The sequence below is a fragment of the Ruegeria atlantica genome (assembly GCF_947495585.1).
Lineage (GTDB): Bacteria > Pseudomonadota > Alphaproteobacteria > Rhodobacterales > Rhodobacteraceae > Ruegeria > Ruegeria atlantica_G.
The window spans coordinates 124,547-138,941 of record NZ_CANLZK010000011.1; the positions used below are offsets into that span (position 1 = coordinate 124,547).

General features: G+C 59.5%; 16 protein-coding genes. 13 read left to right on the forward strand and 3 right to left on the reverse strand.

From position 1 onward, the window contains the following. Positions 1-104 precede the first annotated feature (104 nt). Positions 105-683 carry a VOC family protein gene (locus tag QMP16_RS17485; RefSeq protein WP_282153426.1) on the reverse strand — a complete coding sequence of 193 codons (579 nt, stop codon included), beginning with the start codon at positions 681-683 and terminating at the stop codon, positions 105-107. A 259-nt stretch (positions 684-942) separates the two neighbouring features. Here QMP16_RS17485 and QMP16_RS17490 point away from each other — a divergent pair, with 259 nt between their 5' ends. From QMP16_RS17490 to QMP16_RS17545, 12 genes are all read left to right on the forward strand, one after another. After that, positions 943-1,629 (forward strand): urea carboxylase-associated family protein, encoded by a 687-nt coding sequence (locus QMP16_RS17490; RefSeq protein WP_282153427.1) that lies wholly within the window; start codon positions 943-945, stop codon positions 1,627-1,629. A 6-nt stretch (positions 1,630-1,635) separates the two neighbouring features. Further along, positions 1,636-3,222 carry an amidohydrolase family protein gene (locus QMP16_RS17495; RefSeq protein ID WP_282153428.1) on the forward strand — a complete coding sequence of 529 codons (1,587 nt, stop codon included), beginning with the start codon at positions 1,636-1,638 and terminating at the stop codon, positions 3,220-3,222. Further along, on the forward strand, positions 3,219-4,106 hold the full coding sequence (locus QMP16_RS17500) for a polysaccharide deacetylase family protein (protein WP_282153429.1): 888 nt from the start codon (positions 3,219-3,221) through the stop codon (positions 4,104-4,106). Before QMP16_RS17495 ends, QMP16_RS17500 begins: the two co-directional genes overlap by 4 nt. Continuing rightward, positions 4,106-5,392, forward strand: coding sequence for an amidase (locus QMP16_RS17505; protein WP_282153430.1), 1,287 nt, complete (start codon positions 4,106-4,108; stop codon positions 5,390-5,392). Before QMP16_RS17500 ends, QMP16_RS17505 begins: the two co-directional genes overlap by 1 nt. Beyond that, the gene (locus QMP16_RS17510) at positions 5,389-5,856 is read left to right on the forward strand and encodes a hypothetical protein (protein ID WP_282153431.1); all 468 of its coding nucleotides are present in this window, start codon (positions 5,389-5,391) and stop codon (positions 5,854-5,856) included. The genes QMP16_RS17505 and QMP16_RS17510 overlap by 4 nt, the downstream gene beginning before the upstream one ends. Positions 5,857-5,886: 30 nt before the next feature. Further along, a complete protein-coding gene (locus QMP16_RS17515) occupies positions 5,887-6,534 on the forward strand; it encodes an FMN-dependent NADH-azoreductase (RefSeq protein ID WP_282153432.1) in 648 nt (215 codons plus the stop codon). Between the two features lie 196 nt (positions 6,535-6,730). Then, entirely contained in the window at positions 6,731-7,825 is a 1,095-nt protein-coding gene (locus tag QMP16_RS17520) for an ABC transporter substrate-binding protein (RefSeq protein ID WP_282153433.1), read from the forward strand. Between the two features lie 24 nt (positions 7,826-7,849). Then, positions 7,850-8,902, forward strand: coding sequence for an ABC transporter ATP-binding protein (locus tag QMP16_RS17525; protein WP_282153434.1), 1,053 nt, complete (start codon positions 7,850-7,852; stop codon positions 8,900-8,902). Between the two features lie 4 nt (positions 8,903-8,906). Beyond that, complete coding sequence (locus QMP16_RS17530; RefSeq protein WP_282153435.1) at positions 8,907-9,788, forward strand: ABC transporter permease; 882 nt, start codon at positions 8,907-8,909, stop codon at positions 9,786-9,788. A gap of 3 nt (positions 9,789-9,791) precedes the next feature. Then, a complete protein-coding gene (locus QMP16_RS17535) occupies positions 9,792-10,589 on the forward strand; it encodes an ABC transporter permease (protein ID WP_282153436.1) in 798 nt (265 codons plus the stop codon). 34 nt (positions 10,590-10,623) lie between these two features. After that, positions 10,624-11,157, forward strand: a complete 534-nt coding sequence (locus QMP16_RS17540) for a peroxiredoxin (RefSeq protein ID WP_282153437.1) — start codon at positions 10,624-10,626, stop codon at positions 11,155-11,157. Between the two features lie 26 nt (positions 11,158-11,183). Next, positions 11,184-11,510, forward strand: a complete 327-nt coding sequence (locus QMP16_RS17545) for a DMT family transporter (RefSeq protein ID WP_282153438.1) — start codon at positions 11,184-11,186, stop codon at positions 11,508-11,510. Positions 11,511-11,558: 48 nt separating this feature from the next. On the opposite strand, the gene QMP16_RS17550 is transcribed toward QMP16_RS17545, so the two are convergent. Further along, positions 11,559-12,197 carry an alpha/beta hydrolase gene (locus QMP16_RS17550; RefSeq protein ID WP_282153439.1) on the reverse strand — a complete coding sequence of 213 codons (639 nt, stop codon included), beginning with the start codon at positions 12,195-12,197 and terminating at the stop codon, positions 11,559-11,561. Positions 12,198-12,199: 2 nt separating this feature from the next. Then, positions 12,200-12,496, reverse strand: coding sequence for a hypothetical protein (locus tag QMP16_RS17555; protein ID WP_282153440.1), 297 nt, complete (start codon positions 12,494-12,496; stop codon positions 12,200-12,202). Positions 12,497-12,886: 390 nt separating this feature from the next. Between QMP16_RS17555 and QMP16_RS17560 the strand changes: the two genes are divergently transcribed. Further along, positions 12,887-14,359: an amidase gene (locus QMP16_RS17560; protein WP_282153441.1), complete on the forward strand. Its 1,473-nt coding sequence runs from the start codon at positions 12,887-12,889 to the stop codon at positions 14,357-14,359. The last annotated feature ends 36 nt before the right edge of the window (positions 14,360-14,395 follow it).

The window sequence follows — 14,395 nt, forward strand, 5'->3', positions numbered from 1 at the left end:
TTTGGTGCCGGGTGGAGTTTCCGGGACCATATCGCAAGCTGAGAGAATTCGATACGGCAGAAATCTCCACCCGACATTCGAGGTGAGCGGCAGGGTATTCGGGGTTACCAGGTCACCTCACCCTCTGGTTTGGCCGGGAACCAGCTTTCAGGTTCCGGGTAATCCCAGTCTTCGGGGAAGTGATAGGTTTCAAATGTGGTGCCAGTGGCGTCATCGGTTTCGAAGAAGGCAAATGCGTTCTTGCCCTTCCACTTGCCTGATTGCACCAGTTTGAACCCACGTTTTTCGAACTCGGCCAGACGATCCTCCCACGGGGCGTCATTGCAGTCATAGGCCACGTGGTGAAAAGCGGTGCCGTTCTTGTCCAGGAAATCCTTGAAGATCGAGGGCCCCCAAAGCGGCTCCATCAGCTCCCAGATCATGTTGCCGGATTTGGCAAAACACACTTTAAGTGCGAATTCGCACGGCTCGCCCTTATAGATCTGATCGGTCACGTTTTTCGGCGAAAACTCGTAAACGGCCCACGGCCCTATCCCCAGACGGCACAAGCCTTCCATGGTTTTCACATGGTCATCGGTGACAATGGCCAGCTCGACTACATTGCCCATGAAGGTGTTCGACAAGGTTTCGTCGCTGGTCACCTCGGGCAGTTTCGACAGAATGTCTCGGGGAAGGTTCGTCATCGGCATATCCATTCTTGCAGTCCACGGCATTTCCGCCTTTTGCCCAAGTCTTGAACCGCCATCCAGGTCTTGTCACACGATGAAATGTCATGCTGGACGTGAGAGATTTTCATCTACGCACGTATGTAAGCCGCTTTTGCCGGAACAAGGGTCGGACAATGCGAATTTCCTTCAGTCTGACCTGAGATTTCCTCAGTTTCCGCCGCCGTCAGGATGGTGTGTCTTTAGAGGCAACAAATTGTTGAGCAAGGATTGCGCCATGAAGGATTCCCCCTTTGACACCGGACAGCCCGATGGCACCAACCAAAGCCTTGATCTTGGACTACCCAATGGCGGTACGCCCGAGCTAGGCACCACCTATGAGATTCCGGCCCGTTGCGGCCGTGCGGTGCGGGTGAGCAAGGGTCAGGTGCTGACGGTCACCAACCCGGCGGGCTATCAGGTCTGTGACTTCTGGATTTTCAATGCCGATGACATCGGAGAATACAGCTCGATGGAGCATTTGCACACCTCGATCCTGTCGATCTTTCCCAATGTGGGCGATGGCGTTGTGTCGAACCTGCGCCGGTCGCTGATGACGATCACCGAGGACAGCTCGCCCGGGATCCACGACACGATCATCGCCAATTGCGATCATGCGCGATATCAACAGCTGGGCCTGACAGAATATCACGAAAACTGCGCCGACAACCTGCGCCAGTCGATGCTCGCCATCGGGTCTCACGCACCGGCAATCCCTGCGCCCTTCAATCTGTGGATGAATGTGCCGATTGCCCCCGATGGCAGCCTCAGCTTTCAGCCGCCGGTCTCAAAGCCGGGCGATTACATGTCGTTCCGGGCCGATATGGACGTGATCGCGGTGATGTCCGCCTGCCCGCAGGACGTGACACCGGTGAACGGCGAGGGCACTTCCCCCGCCGGGCTGACCTTCCGGGTCGACGGATAATCCGGCATGTCGGACATGCTTCTCTGGGGTCGGTGGATTGTTGTCTCGGCAGATGATGTGCGCGAGGACAGCGCCGTTTTGCTGCGTGACGGTCGTGTGGCCGAGATCGGCCCGGCCCTTGAGATGCGCGCGCGTCATGCGGGTATCCCCGAACATGGCGGGTCGGATTGTGCCATCCTGCCGGGGCTGATCAACGCCCATCACCATTGCTACGGGGTCGAGCTGGCCAATCAGAAGGTCGGGGATGACTTTCTGGAGCCTTGGATGTTCTGTGGCCCCTCGATGGTGGGGCTGTCGCCTTATATCTCCTCGGCCCATTCTGCGGTGCGGTTGCTGAAAACCGGGGTAACGGCCGTGGTCGACATGTGCTCGGCTGGGGTGACGCGGGACAGCGGAGAGGCCCGGCTGCTTGAAAAGGCTCAGGCCTATCGCGACGCCGGTCTGCGCGCGGCCATCGCACCCGGTGAACGTTGGCAGAACCGGATCGTACATGGCGCCGGGGAAGAGGCCGGATTTCTGGCCACCCTGCCGCAAAATCTGCGCGATGATCTGGCCCGCAACGAGGCGGGGCGCGCGCGACTAAGCCCTGATGCCTATTTCGAACTGATGGCTGCGCTGGTGCCGCAGGGCGACGGGTTGCGCGACTTCTGGTTTGGGCCCACCGGCCCCCAATGGACCCCGGACGCAGTTCTCGCCCGCGTCGCGCAAGAGGCCGAGCGGCTGGACACCCGCATACAGACCCACGCATTGGAAAGCTTTTACGAAGGGCTGGAAAGCCAGCAGATCCGCGGCAAGCATCTGATGCAGCATTTCGCAGATCAGGGGATTCTGACTGAGCGGCTGTCCCTTGCCCATGTGGTTTGGGCCAGACCGCAGGATATCGAAAATCTGGCCCGCAGCGGCGTTCAGGTCAGTCACAATCCCAGTTCGAACCTGCGGCTGCGCTCTGGCGTGGCACCGATTGCCGACATGTGCGGCAACGGGGTCAGTGTTGCGTTGGGGATGGATGGCACCACGCTGGGCGGGGCCGAAGATATCTTTGCCGAGATGCGTCTGGCACTGGCGTTGAACACGCCGCCGCACCGTTCGGCCAAAGCGCTGAACGCGCGCGATGTGCTGGCACTGGCCACCCAAGGTGGGGCCCGGGTTCTGGGCCGTGCCCATGAGTTGGGACAGCTTCAACTGGGCTATTGCGCCGATGCTGTGGTCCTGGACCTGAGCCGACCGATGTCACCCTGGTGTGCGCCGGATGTGGACCCGATCGAGCTGATCGTAGGTCGCGCAACCGCCGCTGATGTGCGCGACGTGATCGTGAACGGCGCGCTGGTGGTCGCCCATGGCACCGTGACTGGCCTGAACGAAACTCAGCTGCTGCAAAAACTGCGCGCCGAGCTGGAGCAGAGCCCGCCCAATGACGCGGCGCTGACACTGGCACGCAACCTACGCCCCTATCTGTTGGATTGGTACGCCCAATGGGAACAGGCCGGAACTGCCCCGGTCACCCGCTATGGCGCGCCGTTCCCGATGCACAAAACATCGCCTCAGGCTGCACGGACCCCCGCACCCAAGGTGAAACTAGGAGAGGTAACATGATACGGAACCCGATCAAATGGCCGAATGGTGCGCGCTGTGCCTGTGCGATCAGCTTTGATATCGACGCTGACAGCCTGATCCACATCTCGCGTCCCAAGGACGGGCATGACCGTCTTTATCCGATCTCGATGGGGCGGTATGGCCCCGCCGTGGCGATCCCGCGTATTCTTGAGACCTATCGCAAATTCGGCCTGAAGCAGTCCTTTTTTGTACCGGGCTGGGTAGTCGAGCAATACCCGGACACGATGGACATGATCTTGAAGGATGGTCATGAGATTGGCCATCACGGCTATTTGCACGAAGACCCGACCGCCCACGGCCCGGCCGAGCAACGCGAATGGTTCGAACGCACTTTGGACAGCCACAAACGGGTGATCGGCAATACACCCAAAGGCTATCGCGCGCCGGTTTACAACGTGAACCAAACGGTGATCGACCTGATGATCGAACACGGGTTCGAATATGAAAGCTCTCTGATGGCCGATGACATCCCCTATCTGATGAATACGGACAGGGGATCGCTGGTGGAGCTGCCGGTGCACTGGGGCACCGATGACTGGCCGCCCTTCGCCCATTATGACGAGATCGGTTACATGATGCCGGTCGCAGGGCCAAGCGCGGGTCTGGAAGGGTTCTGGGAAGAGTTCGAGGCGCAGTACGAAGCCGGCGGCTTCTGGCTGGCCATCTGGCACCCGTTCCTTACGGGCCGTCTGGCGCGATGGCGGCAGGTCGAGCGATGGCTGGAGGCCGTTCTGCAACGGGGGGACATTTGGTTTGCTCCGATGCATGAAATCGCTGCCCATGTCCGGGCCGAGGCCGCCAAAGACCCCAACGCCGTACGTGTTGAGCGGCTGCCTTATTACACCAAACCTGTCCTGTTCTAATGACTCTAATGACGGCTCAGGATACTTTAGCTCGCGCGATACAGCGTGCGGGCCGGGAAGATGCGACCGATCTGTTCCTGCATCTGGGAGTGGATGCGGCCCAGAATGTGGCGCGGCGGCTGGATGCTACTGACGCCGCCTACCCGCTGGATGGAGCTGTGGTGATCCTCAAGGGCAATATCGACATTGAAGGCCTGCCCACCACCGCAGGCACTCGCACCTTTCAGGCCCAACCCGCGCCCGGATCGGCCCCGTTGGTGGACCGGATCGTGGCTGCGGGCGGCGTGCCGTTGGGTCATGTGAACATGTCGGAATATGCTTATAGCGGGTTAGGGTTGAACCCGCATTTCGGTACACCTGTCAATGGCTTGGATGCGGATCTGGTTCCGGGTGGATCATCCAGCGGATGTGCCTCGGCCATTGCGCTGGGGATCGCGGATCTGGCGGTGGGGTCTGACACGTCAGGCTCGACCCGCGTGCCCGCGGCGTATCAGGGCATCTATGGCTATCGCCCCAGCATGGGCCGCTATGACGTGACCGGTGTCTTGCCACTTGCCCCGTCATTGGACACACCCGGCCCGATGGCGTGGGATATTGCCGGGATTCGGGCTTTGGATGCCGTTCTGCGCAAAGTGGCAACTTCGGGCGTTGCAAAGCCAACGCGTATCTTGATCCCTGACACCGACAGCCTTGGGCCGATAAGCCCGCAAATCGCGGCGCTTTTACCCCAAGCGCAAGCCGTGTTGGAGCAGGCCGGGCACAAGGTAGAGACCGCGCCCGTTCCCGTGTTTTCGCATGTGCGAGAGCTGTTCGTGCGCGAAGGCACGCTGGTTGCAGCTGAGGCTCCCGATGTACTGTCGCAATTCACGGCGTTGGATCATCCTGATCTGGACCCGAATGTGCGCCGCCGCATCGCGCAGGGCATGCCGTTCGATCCGGGCAAGCTGGCCTTGTTGCAGACTGCTCGTGCAGGTTTCCAATGCGAAATGGACAACCTGCTGGGCGACGCTCTGATGTTGATGCCAACAGTGCCCGCGCCGCCGCCTGCCATGTCCGCCATTGTCGCCGATCCAGATCGTTTCGCCACTGAAAACGCCAAAGCGCTAAGCCTGACCATGCTGGGTGCGTTCCTGGACCTTCCGTCGCTGGCCATGCCGGTTGCCGGGCGCATGCCGGGGCAATCCCTGACTCTGAGCGCTGCAACCGGACGGGATGATGTGCTGCTGCAGGTCGCCGAGGCCATCGCCCTGGCGCTGTTAAACCTTGAAACCGGAGTTGCCGCATGAATGACGAGACCCAAGTCGCCCGGGACCGGGCCGAGATTGCGCAGCTGATCAAACGCCAGTTCCGATCTTTATGCTGGGATGAGACCTCGCCGCCTGACCTGAGGGCGCTGAACGCGGCTTACGTCGAGGGCGCGAACCTCTTTGCCTCGGCCCGTCCCGCCAGGGGGCAAAGCGCGCGGGCCTTTGGCGAACGAATGGCCGGGCTGCGGGACGATGGCACCATCCCCGTTTTCGAAGAAAAGGGCGTTGGACTGCATATCTGGGTTGCCGGCAAAGTGGCTGTGGCCATGGCTGGGTGCGAAATGCACGAAAACCGCAGCGAAATCACCGAAGATATCAGCGCCTTTCTGCTGGTCAAAAACCCCGATGGCTGGGCCATTGCTTCACAGGCTTGGGACATCCTGCCTTCGATCGCACGAGCCTTTGCCGCAACCGGCCTAAGCGCAGACCGGTTCGAAATCTGATCCCCCTGACATAATTTGGAGACCCTCGATATGTCGAAAAAACTATTGGTCGTGCATTCAAGCGCCCGTGAAAACCGTTCGCTCACCCGTGAGCTGGCACAGATTTTCGAAGACAGTTGGACCGCGTCCGGTGGTGGTGCAGTGGCCCACCGTGACGTGGGCGTGAACCCGCCCGCCATCATCTCGGAGACCTGGATTGACGCCTGCTTTACCGATCCGGCAGAGCGTAGCGACGCCCAGAACGCCGTGCTGGCCGAATCCGATGCGCTGGTGGCCGAAATCGTCGACACCGATGTCATCGCGCTGTGCGCACCGATGTATAATTACTCGATGCCCGCCTCGCTGAAGGCTTGGTTTGACCTGATCGCGCGGATCGGCGTGACTTTCAGTTTTGATCTGGCTCGTGGCGATGTGCCGATCGAGCCGATACTGAGCGGTAAGAAACTGGTGGTATTGTCTTCGCGCGGCGAGTTCGGCTTTGCCGAAGGCGGCGAGCGTGCGCATCTAAACGGGCTGGACCCGGCAATCCGCGCCAGTGCGCATTACCTGGGTGCCGACGCCAATGACATGGAAACCATCGCCATCGAATATCAGGAATTCGGCGATGCAAGGTTTGACGAGTCCGTCGCCAAAGCTCAGGCACGTACCAAGGACGTTGCCGCACAAGTAGCGGCCTGATTTTGCAGCCGTTAACAACGACGTTCGAACGGCGGCCGCCACGGGTCGCCGTTTTTTCTATCTGTTTAAAAACAAGCGCATACGCGGATTTTTTAGGCGTGCCGAGCAGGGCTCATCCCCGGCCTGAATTAATCTCGTTTGAGATTGCCCCCCCGTCCTCTGCACACTTGCGCCATCCAACAGAGGAAGAAACGTGATGACAAACAAACAGACGCTCAACCGTCGCCAGTTCATCAAACGCTCAGCCGCGACCGGGGCGCTAGCGGCGGTTCCGGGGCTTTATGCTCCATTCGTTCATGCCCAGGCGGAACCGCTCAAGATCGGGTCGTGGGGCGGATTCTTTGAAGAAGTTCTAGCCGACAAGCTATATCCTGAATTCACCGCCGCCACGGGGATCGAGGTACAATCCATCGGCACACCCAATGGCGACGCGCAGGTGGTGCAGCTGGCGCAGGCAATCCGGGCGGGCAATGTGCCGCTGGATGTCTCGGCTCTGATCCCGATTCCGATGGTGCGTGCCACCAATGCAGGCATCATCGAAGAGCTGGACATGTCTCGCATTCCCAACGCCAAATACCTGCCCGACGTGCAGGGCATCAGCGAAAGCACCGATGGCAATCCCAATGGCGTGGCGTGGTTCTTTTACTTCAACATCCTGGTCACCCTGCAAGAAGACTATCCGGAAACCCCCACCAGTTGGAAAGAACTGTGGAACCCCGCCAATGCCGGCCTTGCCGGTGTGATGGCCCAGCCCGAGATTTCGAACATCATCGACATTACCGCCGCCACCTATTTTGGCGGGCCCGATATCCTGCAGACCAAAGAGGGTGTGCTGGAAGTGCTGGCCAAAGTGGCCGAGCTGAAGGATGCCGTGGCGCTGTGGTACCGTGACGAGGCGCAGTTCCAGAACGGGCTGGAAACCGGTGAGCTGCCAATTGGCATCTATTACAACGACGTGGCCACCGTGGCCCAGGCCGAAGGGATCGAGATCGACCGCATCTTTCCCAAGGAAGGCGCCGTCAAGAACCCGGCCTATTGGGGCATCTCCAAAGGCACCGCGCTGCGCGATCAGGCGCATGAGTTCCTGAACTATACGCTGGATCCATCGGTGCAGTCACTGCTGGCGCGCAATTTGGGCGGTGGCCCCGTTGTGCCCAAGAACACCACTGATCTGACCGATGAAGAATGGGATCAGGTCTCGACCAGCAGGGACACGATTGCGCCTGCCTATCACCTGTACACCGATTGGGGCGATTGGACCGCGACCGAGTTCTCGCGCGCGATTTCCTGACATAACCGACCAAGGCCCAAGAAAATGACCACTCTCACTCTGGAACATGTCTGGAAACGCTTCGGCAGTTTTGAAGCGCTGAAAGACATCAACCTCAATCTGCCTTCGGGTAAGATGATCACCTTTCTTGGGCCCTCGGGTAGTGGAAAAAGTACGATGTTCAGGCTGGTTGCCGGCCTGGACGACACCACCGAAGGCACCGTTCGGTTCGATGGCGAGGATGTCACCAGACTGCCTGCTCATAAACGCAATGTGGGCATGGTGTTTCAGAATTATGCCCTGTTTCCGCATCTGAACGTGTGGGAAAATATCTCTTACGGGTTGAAGCTGCAAAAACGGCCCAAGGCCGAACGCCGGGCCCGGGCCGAAGAATTGCTAGATCTTATCAAGCTACCGCATATCGCGGATCGGTCGATCAAGCAGCTGTCGGGCGGGCAGCAGCAACGAGTGTCCATCGCGCGCGCGCTGGCGATGGAGCCGCGCCTGTTTCTACTGGACGAGCCGCTGTCGGCGCTGGATGCCAAGCTGCGCGAGCATATGCAGGCCGAGCTGTGCGATCTGCAGCAGACACTGGGCATCACTACTATCGTCGTGACCCATGATCAGCGCGAGGCGATGACCATGTCGGATGTGGTCGTGGTGATCGATCAGGGTGAGGTGCAGCAGGTGGGATCGCCGCTGGAGATCTATCGCAAACCGGCCACGCCCTTTGTGGCGGATTTCGTCGGCAGCTCGACCCTGCTGGAGGGGATCGCCCGCAGTGACGGGACGTTTGAATTCAACGGGCAGAGCCCGAAAGTGACCGCGCCCGACTGGGCCAGCCGGGATCTGACACCGGGCCTTTTGTGCCTGCGCCCCGAGCAGTTACACATTGCACCGCGATCCGCACAGACACCCAACGCGATAGATGTGGATGTCAGCCTGATCCGGGACCTGGGCTCCGAGATCGAAGTGCAGGCTAGGGCAGGAGAGTATGAGTTTCTGGTCAAGGAATCCTCGGGCCAGCCGCTGGGCTATGGCGTGGGCGACAAGATGCGGCTGCACATCCCCGAAACCGCGCATCTGATACGGGCCTAGGTTGATGACAGTGCAAGACACCACAATTCCCCGCCCCATTCCCCGGTTCCGGGGCGTCGATCACAAGACCCTGATCCTGATCCCGCCGGGGATCATGTTGCTGGTTTTTTTCCTGTGCCCGTTTCTGATCATGGGAGCGGTCAGTTTCTATTACCGGGTGCCGGACGGTTTTTACGAGCCCGATTTCGTACTGGCCAACTATGCCGCATTTTTTGATCCGGTCTTTCTAACCGCATTGGCGCGGTCTTTAACCCTTTGTGCCGTGATTTCCGTGGTCTGCGTCAGCCTGGCGATGCCGTTCACCTATCTGGTGTCGCGGATGCGGCGGGGTATTCAGGTGCCCATCGTCATCCTGCTGCTGTGCATCCTAACACTGTCCGAGGTCATTCTGGGCTTTAGCTGGACCATACTGCTGTCGCGTACCGCCGGGGTGTCCAACGTTTTGGTCTGGCTAGGCATTCTGGACCGGCCCGTGTCCTATTACCCCAGCCGGATTGGGATCATGATCGCCATGCTGCATTTCTGTTTCCCGTTCGCGGTGTTGACGATCTATCCGCCGATCTCACGCTTTGACCGTAGCCTGCCCGAGGCCGCCGCCACCCTGGGCGCAGACCCGATCCGCGCCTTTTTTACCGTGGTGATCCCGGCGCTGCGCGGCACGATCATTTCGGCGCTGGTGCTGGTCTTTGTCTTTGCGCTGGGGGCATATCTATTCCCGCAGATGCTGGGCCGACCGGCGGATTGGACCCTGTCGGTGCTGATCACCGATCAGGCGATCTATAAATCCAACATTCCCTTGGCCGCCGCTATGTCCGTGTTCCTGTGCCTCATCTGCTTTGTCCTGATCATCGGCGTCGGCAAACTGACCAAAAAGACCGAGGGCTGACCCATGCATACCCGTTTTGGAAAACTCTATGTCTTTGGGATCGCCCTGTTTCTGATGCTGCCCTTGATCGTGGTTGCCGGGGTATCGTTCAATGAAAAGAAGCGGCTTTATTTCCCGCCGCGCGGCTTCACGCTGGACTGGTACAAGGATGTGCTGAGCAGTTCCGAATGGCTGGGCCCGATCGGCACCAGTCTGACGGTGGCGGCCATTGCCACCATCGTGGCAGTCTGCATCGCGCTGCCGATCAGTTTCATGATGTGGCGTCACGGGGTGCTGTTTGCCAAGGCGCTCTTCGGCCTTGGGCTGGTGCCCTTCATGTTGCCGCCGGTCACTTCGGCGCTGGGGTTCCTGATCTTCTGGTCCGAGATTGGCGGCTATGGTTCTTCCTGGGCCACCACAATCTCGCATTCGGTGTTTCTTGTGACGATCCCGCTGATGATGATCTCGCTAGGTTTGGAAACCATTGATGACGCCTATCTGGATGCGGCCTCTTCGCTTGGGGCCAGCGAAGGCGCGATATTCCGCACGGTGATCCTGCCGCTGATCCTGCCCTTTATCTTTGGCGCCTCGGCCTTTTGCTTTGTGCTCAGCATGAATGAATACATCATCGCCTTTATGGTTGCGGGCTTCACGGTTGAAACCCTGCCGATCAAAGTGGTGAATTCGTTGCGCTATGGATATTCGCCCGCGATGGCGGCGGTGTCGGTCTTTGCGGTGCTGGCGGCGGCGGGGCTGTTCCTGACGGTGGCCCGGTTCGGTGATCTTTTGAAAATGGTTGGTGCGCTCGACAAGTCGGACTAAGCGCTCGCCCCCCAATCCCTACAGGAGCTTTATGATGCGTGCAGATCTTCCGCCCGCCAGTTTTCAGACGCGTGTGCGCGTTGACGACCCCAGCCTGGAAAATCCTTTCGAATGGCGCAGCACCACCGCACAGGAGCTGTGCGCGGGTCGCCGGGTCGTCATCTTTGCGGTTCCGGCCGCGTTTTCACCCACCTGTTCCGATGAACATCTGCCGGGGTTCGAGGCACTTTATGATGACATCCGCGCGCAGGGCATTGATGAGATCTATTGCCTGGCGGTCAATGACGCCTTTGTCATGTTCCACTGGGGCAAGGCACTGGGGATCGAAAAGGTTCAACTGATCCCCGACGGCAACGCGGATATCACCCGCAAGATGGGGATGCTGGTGGAATACACCGCCGACGGGATGGGCTTGCGCAGCTGGCGTTATGCCATGGTTGTGACCGACGGGCAGATCGAGTGCCTTTTGTCGGAACCCGGTTTCGATGACAATGCCCCGGACGCGCCCATGGTTGCGTCGGATGCAGGGTCGGTGCTGTCCTGGCTTAGGGAAAACCCAAGGCCTTAAGCTTTTGCAAAAACGGAGTTATTTGAATGACCTATCACTGGTTGATCTTGGTCCTCGCCGGGGCGTTTGAGATCGGCTGGCCTATTGGCCTCAAGAACGGATCGGGCCCGAACGGCACCAACTGGTATTGGGTCGCTTTCGCCGTCGGTTCTATGGCGGCCAGCGGGTTTTTCCTGTTTCTGGCGCAAAAGGCCATCCCGATTGGCACGGCCTATGCCGTCTGGACCGGGATCGGCGCTGCGGGTACGTTCCTGGTCGGCGTGATGTTTTACGCCGAGGCTGCAACGGTCGGGCGGATGCTGGCGCTGACACTGATTGTCTCGGGAGTGGTGCTGTTCAAGATCACTTCGTGATCGGTTGCGGCGCTGGCAACCCGGGGTGGGGCTGCCAGCGCCGGTGCGTCAAACCGTTAGCCGACCAAAGCAGCGTTCGTTACGCTGTGCCGCGGTTTTGCCATCGGCGGGAACCGGAACATCGCTGAGGCCAAATCGGTTGATCTCGGCCGGTGTCATCCAGTGCACGTCGTCAGGGCCTGCAACCTCAAGCGTGAACCAATAGAAATCGCGGTTGATGCCGATGCTGTCGTAGAATTTCAGGTAGAGTTGGTGTTCGGGTGCATCGCGGGGCAGGTCGGCACCAGTATCCACCGCCAGACCAAAAACACCCGCGGCCCAGCTGTGCACCCCGACACACGCGCCGGGTTCGATTACATGACGCCGCCCCATCAGGGCCATGTCAGTTCCACCCGAGGCAACGATACCGTCCGATGGGACAATGGTATCCAGATTCTCTGCGCGGATATAATGGGTTAGTTTGGACAGCGAGGCCTCGTCATTGGCCGATCCCGGTACGTTCTGCAGCGAAATGGTCGAAATCCCAGGGGTGCCTTGTCGCGCCTCTCGTATCACGTCTAACGTGGTCTCGTCGATGATGCCGGTCAGAACGAACTGATCCCCACGGGTGACGATCTCTGTCTGCGGATAACCGCAGGCTGTCAGCAGGCCCAGCAGGGCCGCCGTGATTGGGAGTTTGAATGACATGATCAGACACATCCCTTCGACCGTTGGACGTCGGCCAGAATGCGCAGCCGATCTTCAAGGTCATCGACCTCAACCTCTGCAATGTCACTGTCCAGCAGAATATCGTCGTCATTGGTCACAATGCCGGCGATTGTGCTGACGGCGAAATCCGCATTGGCCTGGTCCAGCCGATATTGCAACGCGCCCTGTTCCTGCGCCAGTGCCGTGCAACTGCGGGATTGATATTCGGCGGCGATCTCTTCAGGGGTCTCGCAGGCGGCCAAGCCAAGGAACAGCCCGCCAGCGGCAATCAATTTCATGTTCATACTCAGTTGCCTCATACTTGGAATTGGTTACGTGAACGGGGTCAGCCTCAGTCCGAAATGCAGAAAAAACCATTCAACACGTGATCAATACAGCGTGAGGTTCCGATGACCGGGTGCCGCTGGCCGCCAATCGCTGAACCCGCCCAAGCAGCCGGGGATTCCCGGGACGAAAAAACGGCCAAGCGTGCTGACAGCGGGTTTTGAATTCAGTGCGAAACGTGACCGTAAGATACTGATTATTAACCTTTCCCTTCACAACACCTCCCCGCTCACGCATTGGCTGAGCTTTTCTCAGTTGCTGGAATCTGTGGCTGGGCAATTCTGTTTGCATAACTTGCACCCACAAAAACCGGGGTGTGTCACGCTTAACAGGGAATACGCATCGTGACCGATCTTGCCAAACTCAGTGCCACCGAAACGGCGCTTGCCATCCGCGAGCGCCGGGTTTCAGCGACCGAGGTGATGGACGCTGCCATCAACCGTATCGAAGCGGCGAACCCCAAGTTGAATGCGTTTGTCTTCACCGCTTTTGACGAAGCCCGCGATGAGGCGAAAAAAGCCGATGAGGCCGTCGCGCGTGGGGATGCGCTGGGTCCGTTGCACGGTGTGCCGACCGCGATGAAAGACCTGTTCGACTTCAAGCCCGGTTGGCCCAGCTCCCTGGGTGGTATTCCGCAGCTGAAAGAAAACATCGCCGACATGAAGTGCGGCTTTGTTGAAAGCATGGAAGCGGCTGGCGCGATCTTTGTGGGCAAAACCAACAGCCCCGCGATGGGGTTTCGTGGCACCACGGACAATGCTGCGTTTGGCCCGACCTCGAACCCGTTTGATGTGACTCGCAACGCAGGTGGATCCTCGGGCGGGTCGGCAGCGGCGGTTGCAGCGGGATTGCTGCCCTTGGCCGAGGGCACGGATGGCGGTGGTTCGATCCGTATTCCAGCGGCTTGGACCAACACCGTGGGCTATCGCGCCTCGGCCGGGCGCACGCCTCTCCTGGTCCGTCCGAACGCGTTTGCCAACACGCTGCCGTATATCTTTGAAGGCACAATCTCGCGCAATGTGGAGGACGCCATCGTCAGCCTTGGAGTGCTGCAGGGCGCTCATCCGGGTGATCCGAACTGCTATGATATGGTCAATAATTTTGCCGATGCAGGTCTGGCTGGGATTAAGGGCATGAAGATCGGGTTCAGTCCCAACCTGGATGTCTTCCCGGTCGAGGGCGAGGTCGCAGATGTGGTGGCAGATGCCGTAAGGGTTTTCGAACGGGCCGGTGCCGAAGTAGAAGAAATCAAGATCGGCCTGACCCGCGATCAGCGCGAATATAGCGACATCTGGTGCCGGTTGTTCGTTCCCATCATGCGCCACAGTTTTGATGCGATCAAAGCCAGCGGTCTGGACCTGCTGTCGGACGAACATCGCCATGGGCTGGCCCCTGATCTGCTGGATTGGATCGAGCGCGTCGGACCGGGCTACAGCGCGGATGACCTGTATCGCGACCTCTCGGTCCGGTCCGAGGTGTTCGATGCCTATCAAGCGACATTTGCGAAATATGATCTGATCGTATCGCCCACTGTGACGGCGATGCCTGTAAAGAACACCGATGACGGGAACACCAAGGGCCCGAGCCAGATCAACGGCATCGAGATCGACCCGCTGATCGGCTGGTGCCCGACCTTCCTGACCAACTTCACGGGCCACCCGTCCGTGTCGGTTCCGGCGGGTCTTGGGACCTCGGGCCTGCCGGTTGGGTTGCATATTGCAGGTCGCCGTCAGGCTGACCGTGACGTGCTGGCTGCGGCCGCGGCGTTTGAACGCCTGCGCCCCTGGACGCAGCATTACGACCGGATCGCTCTCTAACTCGACTGTTCCTCTCGGGTCGGCATCTTGTTTGCC